15 protein-coding genes, 1 tRNA gene and 1 pseudogene are annotated in these 21,703 nt (G+C 70.0%); 12 read left to right on the top strand and 5 right to left on the bottom strand.

All coding sequences use genetic code 11. The features are described 5' to 3' along the window. The first annotated feature begins 38 nt into the window (after nucleotides 1–38). Nucleotides 39–668 carry a YdcF family protein gene (locus ACF08F_RS25415; protein WP_392300849.1) on the top strand — a complete coding sequence of 210 codons (630 nt, stop codon included), beginning with the start codon at nucleotides 39–41 and terminating at the stop codon, nucleotides 666–668. Here ACF08F_RS25415 and ACF08F_RS25410 read toward each other — a convergent pair. After that, nucleotides 641–1,168 (bottom strand): nuclease-related domain-containing protein, encoded by a 528-nt coding sequence (locus tag ACF08F_RS25410; RefSeq protein ID WP_392300848.1) that lies wholly within the window; start codon nucleotides 1,166–1,168, stop codon nucleotides 641–643. The genes ACF08F_RS25415 and ACF08F_RS25410 overlap by 28 nt on opposite strands. Before the next feature lie 1,693 nt (nucleotides 1,169–2,861). After that, nucleotides 2,862–4,682, bottom strand: a complete 1,821-nt coding sequence (locus ACF08F_RS25405; RefSeq protein WP_392300847.1) for a DUF262 domain-containing protein — start codon at nucleotides 4,680–4,682, stop codon at nucleotides 2,862–2,864. Nucleotides 4,683–5,189: 507 nt separating this feature from the next. Here ACF08F_RS25405 and ACF08F_RS25400 point away from each other — a divergent pair. Continuing rightward, nucleotides 5,190–5,254, top strand: a tRNA-OTHER gene (locus ACF08F_RS25400). A 130-nt stretch (nucleotides 5,255–5,384) separates the two neighbouring features. Here the strand turns inward: ACF08F_RS25400 and ACF08F_RS25395 are convergent. Both ACF08F_RS25395 and ACF08F_RS25390 read right to left on the bottom strand, forming a co-directional pair. Further along, nucleotides 5,385–6,884 carry a M4 family metallopeptidase gene (locus ACF08F_RS25395; protein ID WP_392300983.1) on the bottom strand — a complete coding sequence of 500 codons (1,500 nt, stop codon included), beginning with the start codon at nucleotides 6,882–6,884 and terminating at the stop codon, nucleotides 5,385–5,387. Nucleotides 6,885–7,256: 372 nt separating this feature from the next. Next, complete coding sequence (locus ACF08F_RS25390; protein ID WP_392300846.1) at nucleotides 7,257–8,219, bottom strand: Ku protein; 963 nt, start codon at nucleotides 8,217–8,219, stop codon at nucleotides 7,257–7,259. Between the two features lie 51 nt (nucleotides 8,220–8,270). On the opposite strand from ACF08F_RS25390, the gene ligD reads away from it, so the two are divergent. The 7 genes and pseudogenes from ligD to ACF08F_RS25355 all read left to right on the top strand — a co-directional run bounded on the left by ligD (nucleotide 8,271) and on the right by ACF08F_RS25355 (nucleotide 18,081). Next, nucleotides 8,271–9,167 carry a non-homologous end-joining DNA ligase gene (ligD, locus tag ACF08F_RS25385; protein ID WP_392300845.1) on the top strand — a complete coding sequence of 299 codons (897 nt, stop codon included), beginning with the start codon at nucleotides 8,271–8,273 and terminating at the stop codon, nucleotides 9,165–9,167. Beyond that, nucleotides 9,164–10,081, top strand: coding sequence for an ATP-dependent DNA ligase (locus tag ACF08F_RS25380; protein ID WP_392300844.1), 918 nt, complete (start codon nucleotides 9,164–9,166; stop codon nucleotides 10,079–10,081). Before ligD ends, ACF08F_RS25380 begins: the two co-directional genes overlap by 4 nt. 188 nt (nucleotides 10,082–10,269) lie before the next feature. Continuing rightward, nucleotides 10,270–12,459 (top strand): PBS lyase, encoded by a 2,190-nt coding sequence (locus ACF08F_RS25375; protein ID WP_392300843.1) that lies wholly within the window; start codon nucleotides 10,270–10,272, stop codon nucleotides 12,457–12,459. A gap of 356 nt (nucleotides 12,460–12,815) precedes the next feature. Continuing rightward, a complete protein-coding gene (locus ACF08F_RS25370; protein ID WP_392300842.1) occupies nucleotides 12,816–13,619 on the top strand; it encodes a hypothetical protein in 804 nt (267 codons plus the stop codon). Next, nucleotides 13,616–14,842, top strand: a pseudogene (locus tag ACF08F_RS25365) (histidine kinase dimerization/phospho-acceptor domain-containing protein); the annotation flags it as partial. The gene ACF08F_RS25370 and the pseudogene ACF08F_RS25365, both read left to right, overlap by 4 nt. 369 nt (nucleotides 14,843–15,211) lie before the next feature. Beyond that, the gene (locus ACF08F_RS25360) at nucleotides 15,212–16,609 is read left to right on the top strand and encodes an FtsW/RodA/SpoVE family cell cycle protein (RefSeq protein ID WP_392300841.1); all 1,398 of its coding nucleotides are present in this window, start codon (nucleotides 15,212–15,214) and stop codon (nucleotides 16,607–16,609) included. Continuing rightward, nucleotides 16,606–18,081 (top strand): penicillin-binding transpeptidase domain-containing protein, encoded by a 1,476-nt coding sequence (locus ACF08F_RS25355; protein ID WP_392300840.1) that lies wholly within the window; start codon nucleotides 16,606–16,608, stop codon nucleotides 18,079–18,081. The genes ACF08F_RS25360 and ACF08F_RS25355 overlap by 4 nt, the downstream gene beginning before the upstream one ends. 41 nt (nucleotides 18,082–18,122) lie before the next feature. On the opposite strand, the gene ACF08F_RS25350 is transcribed toward ACF08F_RS25355, so the two are convergent. Then, a complete protein-coding gene (locus ACF08F_RS25350) occupies nucleotides 18,123–19,232 on the bottom strand; it encodes a ferritin-like domain-containing protein (protein ID WP_392300839.1) in 1,110 nt (369 codons plus the stop codon). Between the two features lie 208 nt (nucleotides 19,233–19,440). Here ACF08F_RS25350 and ACF08F_RS25345 point away from each other — a divergent pair, with 208 nt between their 5' ends. From ACF08F_RS25345 to ACF08F_RS25335, 3 genes are all read left to right on the top strand, one after another. Then, a complete protein-coding gene (locus ACF08F_RS25345; RefSeq protein ID WP_392300838.1) occupies nucleotides 19,441–20,385 on the top strand; it encodes a diiron oxygenase in 945 nt (314 codons plus the stop codon). Between the two features lie 248 nt (nucleotides 20,386–20,633). Then, entirely contained in the window at nucleotides 20,634–21,356 is a 723-nt protein-coding gene (locus ACF08F_RS25340) for a TetR/AcrR family transcriptional regulator (RefSeq protein ID WP_392300837.1), read from the top strand. 27 nt (nucleotides 21,357–21,383) lie between these two features. After that, nucleotides 21,384–21,668, top strand: coding sequence for a hypothetical protein (locus ACF08F_RS25335; protein WP_392300836.1), 285 nt, complete (start codon nucleotides 21,384–21,386; stop codon nucleotides 21,666–21,668). The last annotated feature ends 35 nt before the right edge of the window (nucleotides 21,669–21,703 follow it).

Genomic DNA, 21,703 nt, shown 5'->3' with positions numbered 1-21,703 from the left:
ACTGGGCCGACACGGAGCGCCTGTGGGACTACCACTAGATGGGCCACACGCCCCGGCCCTGCTCAGTGGCGATCGGGCTCGGCAGCCACGACCTGGGCGTGGCCGACGCCGCAGTCGACCTGTACAAGCGCGGCATGGCCCCAGTCCTCGTGTTCACCGGGGCGACCAGCCCGACGACACGCGAACGCATGCCCCGCGGCGAAGCCGTGCACTACCGAGAGCGGGCGATCGAACTCGGCCTCCCCGACTCGGCGGTGATGGTGGAGCCGAGGGCTCGCAACACCGGCGAGAACATCCGCTTCTCACGGGACCTCCTTGCCGAGGCCGGCATCAAGGTGTCCTCGGTCCTGCTGATCAGCAAGCCGTACGAGGAGCGGAGGGCGTACGCCACCGCGCGGAAGCTGTGGCCCGAAGTCGAGATCGTCAGCGCTTCGAGCCCCATGACGCTCCAGGATTACGTCGACTCGATCGGCGACGTCCGCATGGTCATCGACATGCTTGTAGGCGCACTCCAGCGACTGCTGATCTATCCGGACCAGGGCTTTATGGTCAGCCAGCAGGTGCCCAGCGCCGTGGTCGACGCGTATGAACGCCTCTGCCGAGGGGGCTTCACGAGCCGGCTGGTCCGGGACGAGGAAGGTCACATCCTCCGCCAGGCTCGCCGGTGACGAGCGACGGTGTAGACGGCCTCCACTTGTTCGGCTGTGAGCCTGCCAGTGAGAGGGCCAAGCGCGGCGACCTCTCGTTCCTGATAGACGCGGACGGCGTACTGGGTGGCCGTGCGCTGTAAGCGTTCGACGCCGACGAACACAAGCACCGGCTCCACAGGCACATCGAAATCGCAGTACCGTCCCAACACCCCGCGCACGTAGTCGGCCTCAGCCTTGCTCGCGGCTGCGTACGGGTGAGGCTTCCCGCCATTGACCTTGGCCATCGTGTCGCCGACCCAGACCGAAGCACCGCGATGGGTCTTGGTGTTGATGCTGAACACGCCGCCGGGACCGATCAACAAGTGATCGATGTCGCCCCCGTTGCTCTTCTCAATGCCATGCAGGGCCCGCCAGCCGAGTGGCGACAAGCGCTTCAGCTCTCGTCCGACCCGCCGTTCTCCTTCGAGCCCTAGGTACCAGCTGTCCCAGTCGGATCTCCGGCGCAGCAACTTCGCCATCCAGCGTTGAGCGGTCGAAGGGCCTCGCTCAGCCATCAAGCGGAGGATGCCGGCACCAGGGCGGTTCTCTGCCAGGTCCTCGATGGGCGAGAGAGGGGGGAGGGATGCCGGCCGCGCTGGGGTGGGGCGTTTCGGAGCCGGTGACGCTGGTTGTTGAGCGCGAGGCTCAGGAACCGAGGCAGGAGCACGGGCAGATGTGTGGCCGACAGTAACGCCGTCTCCGAGATGTCTGCCGAGGAGGGCTAAGGCCTCATCCCGGTACTTCTGATTCTTGATCGTCACGACCTTGGTAGCTCGGTCTGCCCATGCCACAGCATCCCCGTTCGGCAGGTTCACATACAGCCGATCCTTGCCATGCCGCTTCCACGGACTCACCGTCAGATCGCCCATCGGGTCCCCCCATGCAGCTATGCCCGAGATACATGCCAGCAGCTAGCGGCTAGGTCGGCAAGACCGCCTTGTCAGGACGAGCTGTTACAGGTTTCTCTACCTCATCAAGGCACCCGCCGCGCACAGCGCGGCGCGCGCGGCCCGTCGCCCGGGCCTGCGCTCCTGTCTACGCCCCGCTCCAGCCCGGCCGCCGTCCGCACGCCTGACAGCTTGGGTTGATGGGCGTCGAACCAGGGACGGCCACAGCGCCCGGGCCAAGACAGTGCCTCCGGCGGGGGCGCTCAGGCTCCGGGATGGCGGGGGCTCCGTACGCGGGTGCCGGCCCGTGGGGTGTGGCGGTGGGGAACTCCCATCCCGTCTGCCATCGCCCCAGGCAGAGCCGAGCAGACACGGCACCGGGCGTCCAGGTCGTTCGTACAGTGGCGCGCTCCACCTGGACGCCCGGCACCGCGCCCGCTCCACATACGTGTGGGTCGACGGCAGACGGGATGGGAGTTGGAGAAGGCTTGTGGTTGAGGCGATCAGAGCGCAGGAGGCAGGAACGCCTACATGCCAACGACACAACCCAGGGCGATCGAAAGAGACGCGCTGACCAGGAATCGCCACGTCCGGAACGGGCGACGGAACCCCTTAGCGTCCACGTACACCACCCCCCAAGCGCCAATAACAGCGCAGAGCGCTCCCGCAGCGGCTACCCCCATGCGCTGATCCGTGAGGGCAAGGGACAGGCGGATGGTCCCTCCGGCCTGAACGACCCAGGCTGCCAACGTCAGAGCCACATATAGGCCAGCCCTCCGCTCCCTGGCTTCCATTTCGGGTGTGACGATCTTGACGCGGACGTAACGCGGCACGGGTCTCCAACTCAGACTGGATCACGGGGCGATCGACCCAGACACAGTAGATGCCAGTCCCTTCCGACCTCCACTGTCGATGTTAAGAATTGCCAGATGTATGCGGTCTCTGGCGTGAAACTCCGAGCAGCTGCCGCTGCCCCACGCGCGCCCGGCTGCGGTACCTAGCATGCTGATCGCCGTGCCACTCGTGTGCCAGATCGGGAGGGGAGCCACGGGGAACGAGAGGCGTTGGCGGGTCCTGGGCTGTGAATCAGCTTGCTTGATATCTGCGCAGGTCTCCAGCCCGTAGAACACGGCGAGGAACGGGAGGCCGGCGGACTGGCTGAATGACTCGCCTGTCGGCCGATCTTCCGCAATGCGGTGTGTTCCAGAAGCCAGACCTACGCATCGCCGACCGACTCAACTAACTACAAAGAGCAGGGCAGGATGCAGCTCGATCCGGATGATTTCTAGAGGTTCCAGACCCGATCCAACGCATCGTCCGCCAGGAAATTCGACCTCTTCTCAATTTGGGCGTCAGATGGAGATCCTGGGGAACTTGCATCCCACGACCCGAGCTCCGGATCGAAGTACGCACTCCCCTCCCTAAGTTCATCGATCTTGGATGACAATGGAGCGTCTCCAAGAGCACTGTTTAGGCTCTCGGTGAGTAGCGTTAGATTGCCAATCGAGTAGACAGGATCGCGATAGTCCAACGATGCCATCGACTGAGGCTTAATGTGCTCGATCGACCAGGTTGCGAGATTTTGCCCCGCCGGAAGCAGGCGTTCCAACTTAGCGAACGACATTAGAACATAGGCAATGAAAATCTTGCGGGACCGGAGCACCTGTGCTCGCGTCAGGTTAACCTTCGGGGCATAGAACAATGAGCGAAATGCGAGATGAGCCTTCGCGCGATCGGGCAAACTGTCATGAAGCTTCTTCTTCAGGTCGGCAATAGCTTCTGCTACTTCTGAAGTCGATTTCGCGTTCTCCAGGCGAACAGCGAAGCGGTTATACCGAGCTCGCGTGCCACCAGTGGAAGTGCTAGCGGTTAGCGCAGTGTATTGAAAATGGAAAGATTCCACGAGCTTCAAAACCTTAACGACCTGAGCTTGCTTAATCAAACCTGTTTCTTTAAACTTACGAACTACGGCAAAGATTGTCGAGTTGGCTACGGTCACATTGAAGATTGCCAACGCGCGAACACTGTCAACGAATTCCGGAATCGCAAATGCATTCCGCGCCCCAGTAACCTTTCCCTGAACCTGCACATTTTCGGAATCTAGCCATCTATAGGCGTCCGCATCCGTTTCGAGTTCTTGCAAGTAGTCCAGGTGTGCGGCTGCGTCGATGCTCACGAGATGGCTAATTGCCTTAAACAGCTCGGGCTCCTTTACGGCCGTCCTCCTAGAATTCCAGGACTGCCAAATGAACCTGTCGACGACATCTATGTTCGAGTTACCGTGCTGAACCTGCTCAACGACTCGCCGCCAACGTTCCGCAATCGTGTTCCGATCTGCAGTTTCTGTAGAGCCACCACGAATCAGAAGATTCTTAACAAGATCCGACAGTCGCAGGTCCGTTCCTCTCGTATTAAGCGTCTCGAAGACTAGGAATCCGTCCTCCTCGGATGCCAGCTCAACCTGAATTACGCGCGCCTTCAGCGCGTTCGATCGAATCACCTTCAGGCGCTCAACCTGCCCATTTGGAGCCAACTCCTTAATCTCAGCGGTGACCTTTGCCTCGAAGAATGAGCGCGCCTTGCCAATCTGTCGGGCACTTCCATTCCACTCCACTTTGGACGGAATGGCGTTTGGGTTTTGGACAACTTCGTAGAACATTTCCTCATCACGGCGAAGGACGGGATAGCTTTTACCGTCGTCATCTTTTACGATCAGGTACTTTTGAGTCGCAGTTGCCTGACTGCGAGCTGCATCTGGATCAAAGCCGGCAAGGCCGGAAAACGAGGAAGCCACTTCATAAAATGCGTCACGCACGACGGACAGCAGGATTGCACTCGTGGTTAGCCTTTGCTGGCCATCGATAATTGAGTAAGTGTCGTTGAAGAGTTCCCTCTTCTCGCTCACCCACGTCACCGTGGACCCGAAAAAGAAATCACCCTTCGCCAGAATGACGTCATCCCAGAAATCGGCCAACTGTTCCTCGGACCAACTGTAGGGTCGCTGAAATTTGGGAACGTCATACAGGCACTGCTGAAAGCAATTCTGTATCGTCTTCGTCTGGCTCTTGATCGGAATTAGCTCATTGCTTGAAGCACCCTCGGGCATTTCAGGCTCCCACCGCATCTCGTTCCGACTTACGCAGCCTGAACAGTAGCGCAAGCGCACAAGCCACGCATGCGGATGCTGAGCATCAACTTGCCGTGCTTGCAATCCTGGTGACGTTCCCCCAGGTCACCTGTCCGTGACCAACAACAAGCTCAGCCCTGTACCCTCCAGCGCAGTGCCAGCCACATCACCCAGTGCACTGTGCCAACCGCGTTACCGGAGCAGGTACAGCCTTCTCAACCTTCTTCGCACAACTGCGATGGCATCGCACACGAAGATGACGAGACTCGGCAAGGCGCGGGCCGTACGCACACATGCGCCCGGTTGGGAAGGCCCGACCGATCTCCCGCGCGCCGGAACGCGACTGCGCATTCGATGGATGCCAACTCCTCGCCGCGCGACGGGGTCTACCAACGGCCCCCAGGGTTGTCGCCTGTAGAAGGCCAGACAAGCGTGGCCGATCTGTGGACCGGTCGACGGCAAGCATATGAGTCTGAAGCTCTGACCTGCTGAGATGTGCGAAGCGCACGCGCCCTCCGGAGCCGTGTGCGCAGGTTCGAATCCTGCCGGGGGCACTTCGCAGGAAGTGCCACACAGACCCCGTGATCAGCGGAAACGCTGAGAACGGGGTCTTGTTGTATGTGCGGGTCGCAAAGCCCCGCCCCTCTTGGGTGGTTCTGAGGGGGGGCTTGGCGGTGCGGGTTACTTGACGTTGATGGCCGTCCAGGCCTTGGCGACTGCCGTGTATTCCGGGCTGTTCGCGCCGTAGAGGTCGGTGGCCGCGGAGAGGGTGGCCGTGCGGGCGCCGGCGTAGGTGGTGGAGGAGGTCATGTAGGTGGAGAGGGCCTTGTACCAGATCTTGTAGGCCTTCGTGCGGCCTATGCCCGTGAGGGTGGAGCCGTCGTAGGTGGAGGAGTTGTAGGTGACTCCGTTGATCGTCTTCGTGCCGCTGCCCTCGGACAGCAGGTAGAAGAAGTGGTTCGCCGGGCCCGAGGAGTAGTGGACGTCGAGGCGGGCGACCTTGGTGGACCAGTAGTCGGCGGAGTTGCCGTCCCTGCTGGGGGTGTCCATGTAGCGGAGCGGGGTGCCGTTGCCGCGGATGTCGATCTTCTCGCCGATGAGGTAGTCGCCCGCGTCGGTGGCGTTCGCCGCGTAGAACTCGACCGCGGTGCCCAGGATGTCCGAGGTGGCCTCGTTGAGGCCGCCCGACTCCTTGCTGTAGCGGAGGTTCGCCGTCGCGGCCGTCAGGCCGTGGGTCATCTCGTGGCCCGCGACGTCGAGCGAGGTGAGCGGCTTCGCGTTGCCCGCGCCGTCGCCGTACGTCATGCAGAAGCAGGAGTCCGACCAGAAGGCGTTGACGTACGCGTTGCCGTAGTGGACGCGTGAGTAGGCGGCGACGCCGTCGCCCCGGATGCCGTTGCGGCCGAGTTCGTTCTTGTAGAAGTCCCAGGTGACCGCCGCGCCGTAGTGCGCGTCCGCGGCGGCGGTCTCGCGGTTCGACGCCAGGCCGTTGCCCCAGGTGTCCGTGCTGTTCGTGAAGAGCGAGCCGGTGCCGTTCGTGCCGCCGTTCAGGTCGTACGTCTTGTGGCCGCCCCGGGCCGTGTCGGTGAGCGTGTACGAGGGGGCGGTGCCGAGCGTGACCTGGCCGCTGTACTGGGTGTTGCCCGTGCCGGTCTCGATCGCCTCGTAGGAGTAGAGCTCCTTGCCCGTGCTCGCATCGGTGATCACATGGCGCTCGCTCGGCGTGCCGTCGTGCTGGACGCCCGTCACGACCGTCTCCCAGGCCAGCGTCGGCTTGCCCGTCGCCGCCCAGATCACCTTGCGGGCCGTGCTCCTCGCCGTCGCCGCCGGGGCCTCCGCCTCCGTCGTCGGCACCGAGATCCGGGCCCCGGTCGCCTTCGTCGTCGCGCGGGCGCCGTTCTTCCTCTGGTGCACGACCAGGTCGCCGCCGAGGACCGGCAGGCCTTCGTACGTGCGCTCGTAGCGCGTGTGCACGGTGCCGTCGGCGTCCTTGACGACGTCCCGTACGAGCAGCTTCTCCTGGGCGGAGAGGCCTATCGCCCTGGCGGTCGCGGCGGCTCCCGCCTGCGCCTCCTGGACGGCCGCCGCGCGCTGCGGGCCGGTGAGGACGAGCGCGGTGGCGCCGGCCTCCCGCTGGGCGTCCGCGCTGGCGGATCCGGTCTGGACACCGACGGCGATCATGGCCGCCGAGGCGATGAGCGCGGTCGAGAGGGCTGTGCGGCGGTGCGAGGACTGCTGGCGGATCACGCGGGCTCCTTCGCTGAAGCACGTGGGGGTCGTGGGGGGGTGGCGCGGCTGTGAGCGTGCCAGCGAAGGAAGGTTTTTGGCAGGTCTACGACAAGGATTTGACCATCTGTTGTCCGAAGGTCGGTTATCCCTGTCCGGTGTGCGGGGAGTTGGGACCGGGCTCAGCGGCGGGGACCTCGCATGCCTGAGGCCCCCGGAGCTGGTGCTTCCGGGGGCCTCAGGGTGGTTGGTGGTGGGGCGTGGTGTGCGGGATGGAGTGTGCGGGGTGTGGCGTGCGGGGTGCGGGGTGTGGGGTGATCGTGGTGATCACGCCGGGCGTTTGTGGGTGGTCTTCTTTGCCGTTGCCTTCTTTGCCGTTGTCTTCTTTGCTGTCGTCTTCTTTGCCGTTGTCTTCTTCGTTGCGGACTTTGACGCTGTGGACTTCTTCGCGGGTGTCGCCTTCTTCGTCGCCCGCGGCTTCAGTTCCGTCACCTCCGCGCCCTCCCCCCGCGCCTCCTTCGCCGCCCGCACGCTGCTCTCCAGCGCCGCCATCAGGTCGATGACCTGTCCGCCTCCGCCCTCCTCGCCGGGCGTCGGGGGTGCCACCGCCTCGCCGCCCTCCGCCTTGGCCGCGATCATCTCCTCCACCGCCGTGCGGTAGTCGTCGTGGAGGGTGCCGAGGTCGACCTCGCCGAGCGTGGCCATCAGGGCGTCCGCCAGGTCCAGTTCGGCGTCGCGTACCGTCACCGGGGTCTCCGGGGCCACGCCCTCCGGGGCCCTGATCTCGTCCGGCCAGAGCAGGCCGTGCATCGCGATCACGTCGTCCACGACCCGGAGCATGCCGAGCCGCTCCCGCCCGCGCAGGGCGAACTTCGCCACCGCCACCTTGTCGCTCCGCTTCAGGGCTTCGCGGAGCAGGGTGTAGGGCTTCGCGGCGGGTACGCCGTTCGCCGAGAGGTAGTACGCCGCCTCCATCTGGAGCGGGTCGATCTCCCCCGCCGGTACGAAGGCCACGATCTCGATCGTCTTCGCCGTCGGGAGCGGCAGCGCGGCCAGGTCCTCGTCGGTGATCGGGATCATGGTCCCGTCGGCCTCCTCGTACGCCTTGCCGATGTCCGCAGCCGCGACCTCCTCGCCGTCGAGCTCGCACACCTTCTTGTAGCGGACCCGGCCGCCGTCCTCGGTGTGGATCTGCCGGAAGGAGACGGACCGGCTCTCGGTGGCGTTCACCAGCTTGATCGGGATGCTGACCAGCCCGAAGGAAATGGCACCGTTCCAGATGGATCGCACGGTTCTCCTCTTTCGCGGAGGAATGCCGGGAAAACGTGGGATTCTCATCGTATGACGCCCATCACAGAGGTGGAGGGGCGGCGCCTGGCGCTCAGCAACCTGGACAAGGTGCTCCACCCGCTCACCGGCACGACGAAGGGCGAGGTGCTCCACTACTACGCCACCGTCGGGGCCGCGATCCTGCCGCATCTGCGCGAGCGGCCCGTCTCCTTCCTGCGCTATCCCGACGGGCCGGACGGGCAGCTCTTCTTCACCAAGAATCCTCCGCCCGGCACACCCTCCTGGGTGACCACCGCCCCCGTTCCCCGCTCCGAGGACCCGCGGGCGCGGCAGGTCGTGGTCCAGGACCTGGCCTCCCTGATGTGGGCGGCGAACCTCGTCGTCGAGTTCCACACCCCCCAGTGGCGGACCTCCTCCCCCGCCGTCGCCGACCGGCTCGTGTTCGACCTCGACCCCGGGCCGCCCGCCACCGTCGTCGACTGCTGCCGGGTCGCACTCCACCTGCGCGAGCGGCTCGCCGCCGACGGCCTGGAGGCCTTCGCCAAGACCTCCGGGTCCAAGGGGCTCCACCTGCTGGTCCCGGTCGTCCCGACCCCCTCCGAGCAGGTCTCGGCGTACGCGCGACGGCTCGCCGTCGAGGCCGAGGCGAGCCTGCCCCGGCTCGTCGTCCACCGGATGGCCCGCGCCCTGCGCCCCGGGAAGGTCTTCGTCGACCACAGCCAGAACGCCGCCGCCAAGACCACCGCCACCCCTTACACCCTGCGGGCCCGGGCCCTGCCCGCCGTCTCGGCGCCCGTCACCTGGGAGGAGGTCGAGGCAGGCGCCGCACCCTCGGCCGGACCCGAGGAGCTCGTCTTCCTCATGGACGACATCACGCCACGTCTGGAGCGGTACGGGGACCTCCTGGCGCCCCTTTTCGCGCCCGGGAGCGCCGGGGGCCTGCCGTGAACGGGCCTGCCGCGAGCGGGGGCGCGGGGCCGGCGGTGGTGCTGCCGCCGCCCGTCGACGTCATGCGGCCGCGGGCCGCCGACGAGATCCCCGGGCAGGCGGAGCCGCCGCGGGAGCTCCAGTACTCCCTCAAGCTCGACGGTTTCCGCGCCCTCGCCTTCGTCCTCGACGGACGGGTCTTCCTCCAGTCCCGCTCGCGGCGCGACCTCGCTCCCGAGTTCCCCGAGATCGCCGCTCACCTGCGCGATCAGCTGCCGCCCGGGATCGTGCTCGACGGCGAGCTGTGCGCCTACCGGGACGGGCGGCTCAGCTTCACCGACCTGCTCCGCTCGCACGCCGACCGGGCCCGGGCCGGGGTGCCCGTCTCGTACATCGCCTTCGACCTCCTCGCCGTGCCCGGCCGGGACGTACGCGCACTGCCGCTCCGCGACCGGTGGGAGCTGCTCGGAGCGGCACTCCAGGAGGCGGAACCTCCACTTCAGCGGGTCCTCGCCACCCTGGACGAGGAGACCGCCCGGGGCTGGTTCCGCGATCTGCGGGCCGCCGGTGTCGAGGGGATCGTGGCGAAGTCGCTCGGCTCGGCCTACCGGTCCGGCGGCACCTGGGCCTGGCGCAAGATCCGGCACGCCGACACGAGCGACGGTGTGCTGCTCGGGGTGACCGGCCCGCCCGAGCGACCTCGCGACCTGCTCGTACGCCTTCCCGACGGCCGTACGGTGACGACCTCGCCCCGACTGACCCCCGCGCAGTCACGTCAGGTCGGCGCACTGGTCGCCGAGCGGGCCGGCGCCCTCGCCGAGGACCCGGAGCACGGGCCGGTGCGGTGGGTGGACCCTCCCCTTCCGGTCGAGCTGCGACAGCTCGCGGGGCGGCACGAGAACGTCGCGTTCGTCCGCGTCCGGTCGGAGGGGTGAGGGGTGAGCAGCGGGGGTGATCCGGGTGGCCACCCAGAGCAACCACCCTGCTCCTCCCCGTACATGGCGCAAAGAGACCGCAACCAGGCCCCCGCGCGCGGCCGGTGGCGTCAGCACGGCCTTGTCGCCCCTCCTGTGGTGCACACTTGCTCACTGGTACAGCGCTCACGGGGGAAGGTGGCCTGGCAATGCTGACGGGGATCGAGGAGGTCGACTGGGCCTCGCTGGGGCACGCCTACGGCCCCGCGGACGACGTGCCGGCACTGCTCCGCGGACTCGCCTCCGCCGATTCCGCAGAGCGCGAGACCGCCCTCGACGGCATGTACGGCGCCGTGCACCACCAGGGCGACGTCTACGACTCGACGCTCGCCTGCATCCCCTTCCTCATCGAGCTCGTCGCCGACCCCGCCGTCCAGGACCGGGGCGGCATCGTCGAGCTGCTCACCAGCATCGGCGGGATCGAGCTGGACGACGACGAGGAACTGGACGAGTTCGACCCGGACGACGAGGAGTTCATACCCGCCGCCAACTACGCGATGGCCGCGGCCGCCATCGCCGCCGGGGCCGACGTGTTCGTCGGGCTCGTCGGGGACCCCGACCCCGAGGTACGGCTCGCCGCGCCCTGCGCGCTCGCCTCGCTGCACCCCGAGCCGGGGCGCGTCCTGACCCTGCTGCGGGAGCGGCTCACCGTCGAGCGGGACACCGAGGTGCGGCTGGCCCTCGTGGCCGCGGTCGGGCGGATCGCGCTGCGGCACGCCTCGCTGCGCGCCGAGACCGTCGAGTGGCTCGGCTGGCTCGCCCGCGCCGCGCAGGACCCCGGGCTCCGGCTCGCGTCCCTCGCCCAGCTCGCGCGCTGCGCGCCCGGCGAGATCCCGGACGACATCGTGCGGTGGGTGACGGAGCTCCTGGAGGAGATCCGGACCCTCCCGCTCCGGACGGGTCGGGGCAGCGGGGGCCTGGGAGGCGGCATGGACGCCGCCCTGGACGACGTGCGCGACGGCGGAGGCGTGGGCGGCGGCTGTCCCGGGGCGGACGGCGCCTGGCCCGGTGTGCCCTCGCTCGCCGGGCAGGTCCGGGAGTTCCTGGAGGAGCACGTCGCGAGCCGGCCCGCCCCCTGGACCGAGGAGCTCCTCCGGACCCTGCACGCCGCGCTCGACGACCGCGTCGACGACCGGATCGCGCTGATCACCGCCCAGCTGCGCAGCCCCGACCGGTGGCAGCGGTCGGACGCGATCTGGCTGTGCGGCGGGCTGATCCGGGTGTGGCGCGGGCGGTACGAGGAGATCGTCCGGCTCGTCGGCACACAGCTCCACGATCCGGAGCCGAGGCTCCGGGAGGCCGCCACCTCGTTCCTGGAACGGCTCTTCGAGCTGGGCGGGCCCGCCACGGACGCGCTCGTGATCCGGCTCGCGGGCGACCCGGCCCTGCCCGGTGCCGCGCGGGACGGCTTCGGCGGGCTCGTCGGGCGCTCCGGGCGGGACGGGGCGCTCCTCGCGCTGGCCCGCGCCGGGGACACCCGCGCTGTCCCGCTGCTCGCCCGCGCCCTGGAGGAGCCCGACGTACGGCGCGAGCTGCTGTACGCCATGGACGGCCTCGGTCCGGCCGCGGGCGGACTCGCCCCGCTGCTGCGACGCCGGCTCGCCGAGGTCGAGCTCGACGAGGGGCTCTTCGACCGCGCCGCGCCCCTGCTGTACGCCCTCGGCGCCGTACGGGGCGCACAGGCGCTCCCCGAGGTGCTGCGGGTGCTCCGCGGCGCGCCGGAGCACCGGCGGGACTGGGTCCGGGAGGCGGCTCTGCGGACCCTGGCCGCCTTCGGGCCGGCCGCCCGGGAGGCCGTACCGGAACTGCGCGGGCTGCTGACGGCCGACTCGGCCGCCGTCTCCTCGGCAGCCGCGCGGGCGCTGTGGGCCGTCGAGGGCGACGAGGGGGACGTGCTGCCGGCGCTGGAGCGCTGGCTGCGGCCCGGCTCCTCGGCCCCGGAGTGGTGCTGCGCGGCGCTGGCCCTGGGGGCGATCGGCCCGGCGGCGGCCGGTTCGGCGGCCGTCCTCCGGCCCGGTCTCGCCTCGCGGGACCTGTGGGTACGGGTGCGCAGCGCGACGGCCCTGTGGCGGGTCACCGGCCGCGTCGACCTGGCGCTCCCGGTGCTGCTCGCGGCCTGGGAGGAGAACCGGCACGCGCGCGTGGACATCGCGGAGTGTCTGGCGGAGATGGGCCCGGCGGCGTCGGAGGCCCAGCTCACGATCCTCACCGAGCTCACCCGAAGACGCCGCCACAACGCCCGCGAGGGCGGCTCGGGCAGCCATGACATCCACCAGGACGAGAAGCTCATGACCCTGTGCAGGGCGGCGCTGGCGCGGATGGAGCGGGGGGTGTTCTAGGAGGGCTTCCGGGGCTTCCGGGGCTTCCGGGGCAGGCGTTCCGGGTCGGGCCTTCCGGGCTTGTCGGAACGGTCGGGCCTTCCGCGCTTGTCGGAGCGGTGGGCTTTCGGAACGGCCGGGCTTTTCGGAGCGGCCGGAACGGTTGGGGCTTCCGGAGCGTCCAGGAGTTGTGGACGGCCGGGACTTCTCCGCGGCTCCTCGGGGGCGCTGCGGTCCGGGGTGGGCCGGGGCGACTCGGCAGGTGAACAAATCGGGCGTCCCGTTGAATAAGGTCTGTGGGGAGAGCCCCGTCCAGTCCGTCCGCCCGTGCCGGTCCCGTCAGCCCCGGCGTACCGCCGTCCGCCCCGAGGAGCCGTGTGAGACCGCACCACGTGCAGCTCGTCGCCGCCCTCGGTCTGCTGTGCGCACTCCTGCTCACCGGCTGCGGCAGCGGGGAGGGCGGGCTCAAGAGCGCCGGGCCCACGCCCACCGCCGTCGGGCCCGTAAGGCTCTGGCCCGATCTGCCGCCCGCCACCGATCCGCCGATCGACTACGGCGAGTCGGACACCCAGCGCGTCCCGGGCGTGAAGGTGCCGGACAACGACGTCCACTCCGTCATCCCCGCCGCCGTCGTCCTCGCCGAGGTGCGCGCGCACCCCGACACGTACTCCGGCCCCGACGGCCTGTACGAGGAGACCGCCCGGGCGATCGAGGCCTGCGCCACGAAGCCCGCCGGGTGCCCGGTCCTGCGGCCGTACTACCGCGACCTCACCGGAAACGGCCGCGACGAGCTGATCGTCGGGATCCGCATGCCCGACCAGCAGGTCGGGGTGCGCGTCTACCTCGCCGAGAACGGCGGGCTCACCCGCATCATGTCCACCGTCGACCAGGTCATCAGCGTGGAGCTGGCCGGCCGGGACCTGATCATGCGGGTGAGCTCGGCCGGCATTCCCGGGTACGAGTACCGCACCGCCTGGTCCTGGGACGAGCAGCAGCACAGCATGCTGCCCACCCGTGACGAGATCATCCGGGTGAAGCCACCCGGCACCGGGGCGGCCTCCCCCGTGCCGCCCGCGCCCCGCCTCGTGAGCCCCGCGCCCACCGCGGGAGAGGGGGCGGTGCCGCCCGTCCCCGCCCCCGTACCGACTCCCGCCCCGCTCTCCCTGGAGCCGGGTCCGTGAGTGCGCGCCGGCTCCGGCTGCCCGCCTGGACCGCGACCCTCACCTGGAAGGCCGCCGTGTTCATCGCGGTGATGTGCTGCGCACTCGCCGCGCTGCTCGGCGTCCTCGTCCATGTCTCGGTGACCGGCCAGACCGTGCACGACGCCCGCGAGAAGGCCCTCACCCGGCTCACCGAGGTCACCCGGCTCTACGAGGCCGGCGAGCCGCTCCCCCGGTTCTCCGGCATCGACCCGGAGGGGCTCCCGGCCTCGCTGCGGGCGCTCGCCGCGCGGGGCGAGCACGGCACGATGGTCGCGAACCACGAGGGCCGGCCGACGATGTGGGCGGCGGGCCCGGCGGACGGCCGGGCGCTCGCCGTCCGCTTCGACTACACGCAGAGCGCCGAGACGATCGACGCGCTCGACCGGTCGATCCTCGGCTCCTCCGTCCTCGCGATCGGCGCGACGCTGCTCGTCGGCGCCTTCGCCGTCACCCGGGTCACGCGCCGGCTGCACCTCACCGCCCAGGTCGCCCGCCGGATCAGCGCCGGGGACCTGGACGCGCGCGTGAACGACCCCCGTACCGAGGACCCCACGCGCCCCCAGGACGAGGTGGCGACGGTCTCCGGGGCGCTCGACACGATGGCCTCCTCGCTCCAGCGGAAGCTGCAGAGCGAGCAGCGGTTCACCGCCGATGTGGCGCACGAGCTGCGGACGCCGCTGACCGGGCTGTCGGCCGCCGCCGAGCTGCTGCCGGACGGGCGGCCCGCGGAGCTCGTCCAGGACCGGGTGAAGGCGATGCGCGACCTCACCGAGGACCTCCTGGAGATCTCGCGGCTCGACGCCCGCAACGAGACCGTGGACCTCGCGGTGCACGAGCTCGGCCCGCTCGCCGCGCGAGTGGTCCGCGCGTCGGGGACGCCGGCGGAGGTGCGGGTCGTGCGGGACGCCACGGTGGAGACGGACCGGCGGCGCCTGGAGCGGGTCCTCGGCAATCTGATCGCCAACGCGCACAAACACGGGGCCCCTCCGGTGGTGGTGACGGTCGACGGGGCGACGGTGACCGTGCGGGACCACGGGCCCGGCTATCCCGCGTATCTGCTCGCCTCGGGGCCGCAGCGGTTCCGGACGGAGAGCGGAGGCAAGGGGCACGGCCTCGGGCTGACGATCGCCGTGGGGCAGGCAGAGGTGATCGGTGCGGAGCTGGTGTTCGCGAACGGCGGGGGCGAGGAGGACGACGGGGGCGAGGAAGACGGCGGGAGCGAGGAAGACGGCGGGAGCCGGGAGGACGGCGGGAGCGGGGAGAGCGGGGTGCGCGACGAGGACGGCGGGAGCGAGGAAGACGGCGGGAGCCGGGAGGACGGCGGGAGCGGGGAGAGCGGGGTGCGCGACGAGGACGGCGGGAGCGCGGGCACAACGGACGGCCGGGACACGGAGAGCGGCGGGGGCGTGAGCGGGGGTACGGGCGCCGTCGCGCGGTTGCGGCTGCCGGAGTACGTACGCCTCGCCGAGCCGCCCGCAGCGGAGGACCGAGCGGCACGGCACGACGGGCACGGCACGGCACACCGTCACACAAAAGGGACATAGGGCATACCGCTTGCTACGTTGCGGACCATGACCACTCCGCGCTCGGACGCTCCCCCGCCCGGGGTCCGCATCCCGAAGCGCCGCGGCGTCGAACTCTCCCTGCTCGTCTGCGCCGTCCTCATCTCCGTCTCCGGTTACGCCGCCGTCGGCCTCGCCCGCAGCGGCGCCGTGCCGCCGGACGCCGCCCGCTACGGCGCCGGGCTCGGGCTGCTCGCGCTCGTCGCCCATCTCGCGGTCCGCTTCCGCGCCCCGTACGCCGATCCGCTCATGCTCCCGATCGCGGTCCTGCTCAACGGCCTCGGCCTGGTCCTGATCTACCGCCTCGACCTGGAGACGCCGAACGACCAGGCCGCGACGACGCAGCTCGTCTGGTCCACGCTCGGGGTCGCGCTCTTCATCGTGGTCGTCCTGCTGCTGCGCGACCACCGCACGCTCCAGCAGTACGCGTACGTCTCCGTCGCCGCCGCGCTCGCCCTGATGATCCTGCCGATCTTCTTCCCCGCCGTGAACGGCGCCAGGATCTGGATCCGGATCGGCGGGCTCTCCTTCCAGCCCGGCGAGTTCGCGAAGATCCTGCTCGCCGTGTTCTTCGCCGCGTACCTCTCCGCCAACCGCAACGCCCTCGCGTACACCGGCCGCCGGATCTGGAAGTTCCAGTTCCCCACGGGGCGGGTGCTCGGGCCGATCGTGGCGATCTGGCTGCTCAGCGTCGGCGTCCTCGTCCTGGAGCGGGACCTCGGCACCTCGCTGCTCTTCTTCGGCCTCTTCGTGATCATGCTGTACGTGGCGACCGGCCGGACCGGCTGGATCGCGGTCGGGCTCGTCCTGGCCTCCGCCGGGGCCTTCCTCGTCGGCTCGCTCGAACCGCACGTGCACAGCAGGGTGGAGGACTGGCTCGACCCCTTCGCCTCGATCCGGGCGGGCGACGGACCGGGACAGCTCGCGCAGTCGCTGTTCGCCTTCGCCGCCGGCGGGATGCTCGGCACGGGGCTCGGTCTCGGCCATTCCGTCCTCATCGGCTTCGCCGTGAAGTCGGACTTCATCCTGGCGACGGCGGGCGAGGAGCTCGGGCTCGTCGGCCTCACCGCGCTCTTCCTGCTGTACGCGCTCCTCGTCGCCCGCGGCTACCGCGCCGGCCTCTCGCTCCGCGACCCCTTCGGGCGGCTGCTCGCGATCGGACTCGCCTCGATCGTCGCGCTCCAGGTCTTCGTGATCGCCGGCGGGGTGATGGGGCTGATCCCGCTGACCGGCATGGCGATGCCGTTCCTGGCCCAGGGAGGCTCGTCGGTGGTCACGAACTGGGTGATCGTGGCGCTCCTCATCCGGGTCAGCGACTCGGCCCGCGCGCCGCAGCCCGACTCCGCCGACACCGGGACGCTCGCCCCGGTCCGGGAGGACGCGCGCTTCCGGGAGGGCGCCCCGTGATCCGGTACATCCGGCGGGCCGCCGCCCTCTGTCTCGTGCTCCTCGCCGCCCTCCTCGTCAACGCGGCCCGCGTGATGGTCTTCGAGGCCGGGGAGCTCGACGACAACCCGGCCAACCGGCGGATCGCCGTCGAGCGGTACGCGAAGCCGCGCGGCGAGATCGTCGTCGACGGGAAGCCGGTGACCGGCTCCCGCGACAGCGGACAGCAGCTGCGGTGGGAACGCACCTACCGGCAGGGGCCGTTGTACGCGCCGGTGACCGGCTACGCCTCCCAGACGTACGGCACCACGCTCGTCGAGCACGCCGAGGACTCCGTCCTCTCCGGGACCGACCCGATGCTCGCGCCCCTCCCCCTCTGGAACGACCTCACCCGGGGCCGGCAGCCCGGCGGCGACGTCCTGACGACGGTCCGCGCCCCCCTGCAGGAGGCCGCCTACCGGGGGCTCGACGGCAAGCGGGGCGCGGTCGTCGCGATCGAGCCGTCGAGCGGCCGGATCCTGGCGCTCGTCAGCTCGCCCTCGTACGACCCCGGGGTCCTCTCCGGGACCGGCACGAAGGTGAAGGACTCCTGGAAGCGGCTCAACTCCTCGCCGAACCAGCCGATGCTGAACCGGGCGCTGCGCTCGACGTACCCGCCGGGCTCCACCTTCAAGATCGTGACGGCCGCGGCGGCCCTGGACGCGGGGGTCGTCCGGGACGTGGACGCGCCGACCGACACCCCCGACCCCTTCGTCCTCCCGGGCACCCGGCAGGTCCTGCCGAACGAGGCGAAGGGCTGCGGCAACGCCTCCCTCGCGTACGCCATCCAGTGGTCGTGCAACACGGTGATGGCCGGGCTCGGGGTGGAGGTCGGGCTGACGGGGATGGTCGAGGCGGTGGAGAGGTTCGGCTTCGACGACACGGGGCTGCGGGTGCCGTCCTGGGTCGCGAAGTCCAACTTCGACCGGGAGATGAGCCCGGACCAGCTGGCCCTGTCGTCGATCGGGCAGTTCGACACGACGGCGACCCCGCTCCAGATGGCGATGGTCGCGGCGGCCGTGGCCAACAACGGGGAGATCGCCCACCCGTACCTCGTCGAGCGCACCACGACCTCCGGCGGGACGACGGTGGACCGCACGGGCCGGCGCACCTACCGGCAGGCGATGAACCCCTCGACGGCGATCCAGCTCCAGCGGCTGATGGTGCGGGCCGTGGAGGAGGGCACGGGCACGAACGCGGCGATCCCGGGGGCCCTGGTCGGCGGCAAGACCGGCACCGCGCAGCACGGCTTCGGCAACACGGGCACCCCGTACGCCTGGTTCATCGCCTGGGCGCAGGCGGAGGGCACGGCCCAGCCCGCGGTCGCGGTGGCGGTCGTCGTCGAGGACGCCGAGGCGTCCCGTACGGACATCAGCGGGGGCGGCAGCGCGGCGCCGATCGCCCGCCGGGTGATGGAGGAGGCGCTACGGCTGGAGGCGGAGGCGCGAGGGTAGGGCAGGGGACGCGGGGGCAGCGGGCGCGCCCGACCGCCCGGCTACTCCGCGGCCGCTCCCTCCGCGATCGCGTCCGCGACCTCCGTCACCCGCGCCCGCTCCTCCGCCGCGAAGCGCTCCGCGTCGAGCCGCTCCGCGATCTCCTCGTCCTGGGTCATCAGCAGGTCGAGGTTGGAGTCGCCGAGGTCGAAGACGCCCATGTCGAGGTAGGCCTTCTGGAGCCGCTCGCCCCAGAGGCCGATGTCCTTGACGCAGGGGACGATCCGGCTGAAGAGCAGCTTGCGGAAGAGGTGCAGGAACTCGCTCTGCTCGCTGAGCTCCTCCGCCTCTCGCCGGGGGATGCCGAAGTTCTCCAGGACCTCGACCCCGCGCAGCCGGTCGCGCATCAGGTGGCAGCCCTCGATGACGAACTCCTCGCGTTCCCGGAGCTCCGCGTCCGAGAGCTGGCGGTAGTAGTCGCGCAGGGCCATCCGGCCGAAGGCCACGTGCCGGGCCTCGTCCTGCATGACGTACGCGAGGATCTGCTTGGGGAGCGGCTTGTCGGTGGTGTCGCGGATCATGCCGAAGGCGGCGAGGGCGAGGCCCTCGATGAGGACCTGCATGCCGAGGTAGGGCATGTCCCAGCGGGAGTCGCGCAGGGTGTCGTCGAGGAGGCCCTTGAGGTTGTCGTTGATCGGGTAGAGCATCCCGATCTTCTCGTGGAGGAAGCGGCCGTAGATCTCGGCGTGGCGGGCCTCGTCCATGGTCTGGGTGGCCGAGTAGAACTTGGCGTCCAGGTCGGGGACGGACTCGACGATCCGGGCGGCGCAGATCATGGCGCCCTGCTCGCCGTGGAGGAACTGGCTGAACTGCCAGGAGGAGTAGTGCCGGCGCAGATCGCCCTTGTCCTTCTCGGTCATCTTCGCCCAGTGGCGGGTGCCGTAGAGGTTCAGGACCTCGTCGGGGGTGCCGAGCGGGTCGTACGGGTCGACGTCGAGGTCCCAGTCGATGCGGGTGGCGCCGTCCCACTGCTTGTCCTTGCCCTTCCGGTAGAGGGCGAGGAGGCGCTCGCGGCCGTCCTCGTACTCCCAGGAGAACCGCGCGGAGCCGGCCGCCGGCACCTGCCAGGTCGGGGTGGACGGGGCCGTGGTGTAGAGGTCGCGCGTCGACACTGACGCCTCCTTGGGGGTCGGATGGCCGTTCCCTTGGTGCGAGTCCTGCGTACGAGTTGCGCCGTGAGGCCCACTCAGGCTCACACGGTGGTAGACGAGTCGTCAACAAGTGGCGCACAGGGGATTGACGGGCTTGCTGACGCGCAGTCTGATAGCTGGTGACCCCCGGTAACGTAACGCGACGGCGAACACAGCGAGGTGCGTCCGCATGCCCCCCTTCCGCGAGTCCCCCGGGCCCGACTTCCGTCTCCTCCGGGACGCCCTGGGCCCGCTGCGCGACCGCGAACAGGTCGCCGAGCGGCTCCTGGAGTCCTCCCGCAAGCACTCGTACGACCCGGACACCGAACTCGACTGGGACGCGCCCTTCGAGGACGGCAAGTGGTTCTGGCCGCCCGAGCTCCTCTCCCTCTACGACACCCCGCTGTGGCGCCGGATGTCCGAGGAGCAGCGGATCGCGCTCTCCCGCCACGAGGCGGCCTCGCTCGCCTCGCTCGGCATCTGGTTCGAGATCATCCTGATGCAGCTGCTCGTCCGGCACATCTACGACAAGTCCCTGACCAGCCATCACGTCCGGTACGCGCTCACCGAGATCGCCGACGAGTGCCGGCACTCGATGATGTTCGCCCGGCTGATCCAGCAGGGCGGCACCCCCGCGTACCCGGTGCCGAGGATCTACCACAACCTCGCGCGCGTCCTGAAGACCGTCTCCACGACGCCGGGCTCCTTCGCCTCCACCCTCCTCGGCGAGGAGATCCTCGACTGGATGCAGCGGCTGACCTTCCCGGACGAGCGGGTGCAGACGCTCGTCCGCGGGGTGACCCGGATCCACGTGGTGGAGGAGGCCCGGCACGTCCGGTACGCCAGGGAGGAGCTGCGCCGCCAGATGGTGACCGCGCCGCGCTGGGAGCAGGAGTTCACCCGGCTGAGCTGCGGGGAGGCGGCCCGCGTCTTCTCCACCTGCTTCGTGAACCCGGGGGTGTACGAGGCCGTGGGCCTGGACCGGCGCGAGGCGGTGGCGCAGGTGCGGGCGAGCGGGCACCGCAGGGAGGTCATGCAGTCCGGCGCGAAGCGGCTGACGGACTTCCTCGACGACATCGGGGTGCTGCGGGGGGCGGGGCGCCGCCTGTGGCGGTCCTCGGGGCTTCTCGCCTGACGGGGGCGGGCTCCGTGCCGGGGGCGCTCCTGGCGGGGGTCGTTCCTGGCGGAGGCACTCCTGGCATGGCCCCGCCTCTGGCGGGGCGCACTCCCGGCAGGGTGCACTCCCGGCAGGGCGCACTCCCAACGGGGTGCACTCCTGGCGCGGCAGGGGCGCGATCCTCACGGCCGGGGGTCGGGCGCCTGGTTCCGGCCGGTTTCGGACCTCCCGCCTGACCGGCCCGTTCCGCGGTTACGCTGCGGGACATGACGAGCGCCGCCACACCCGCGTACCGCAGGCTCAGTGTCGAGGAGCGGCGCGGGCAGCTGCTCGACGCCGCGCTGGAGCTCTTCGCCCACCGGACGCCCGAGGACGTCTCGCTCGACGACGTCGCCGAGGCGGCCGGCGTCTCGCGGCCCCTCGTCTACCGCTACTTCCCCGGCGGCAAGCAGCAGCTGTACGAGGCCGCGCTGCGCTCCTCCGCCGACGCCCTCAACCGCTGCTTCAGCGAGCCGCCGGTCGGCGCGCCGACGGAGCGGCTCGGCCGGGTGCTCGACCGGTACCTGGCCTTCGTCGACGGGCACGACGCCGGGTTCAGCGCCCTGCTGCGGGGCGGCAGCGTCGCCGAGACCTCCCGGACCAGCGCGATCGTGGACGAGGTCCGGCGGGCCGCCGCCGAGCAGATCCTCGTCCACCTCGGGGCGGAGCGGCCGGGCCCCCGGCTCTCCATGCTGGTGCGGACGTGGATCGCGGCGGTGGAGGCCGCCTCGCTCATCTGGCTCGACGAGGGGAAGCAGCCCCCGGCGCGCGAGCTCCGGGAGTGGCTGGTCGACCATCTCGTCGCCCTCCTCGCCGCGACCACCGCCAGCGACGCGGAGACGGCGGCGGTGGTCGGGCGGCTCCTCGCGCAGGAGACCCCCGAAGGGCCGGTCGCGACACTCGCCCGCAAGGTGGTCCCGGTGGTGGGCGAGGCGGCCCACCTGCTGTGAACCGGGACGGCGGGAGAGACTGGAGGGGTGAGAAGCGAGAACACGCCCTTCCGCGGCGGCCCCCTCGACGGCCACGTCCTGCCGATCCTGCTCGGTCCGACCGGCCACCCGCCGAAGTGGTACGAGGTGCCGGTCCCGGCCCATGACGGACGCCCGCCGATGCTGCACGCCTACCGGCGAGAGCCGGCCGGGCACACGAAACGGCTCGGCATCCAGCGCGGCTGGGTCTACGAGTACGTCCCCGAGGGCCGCGAGCGGCGCGAGCTGAAGTGGCCGTGGTCCAAGCCGACCGGCACTGCGCCGAACGAGTGAGTACACCGAGCGCCCGCCGATTCGTACGGTAATCA

Source organism: Streptomyces sp. NPDC015130, from assembly GCF_043080005.1.
Lineage (GTDB): Bacteria > Actinomycetota > Actinomycetes > Streptomycetales > Streptomycetaceae > Streptomyces.
Note: the sequence above shows the minus strand (reverse complement) of the source record. Positions and strands in the feature narration are given on the sequence as shown.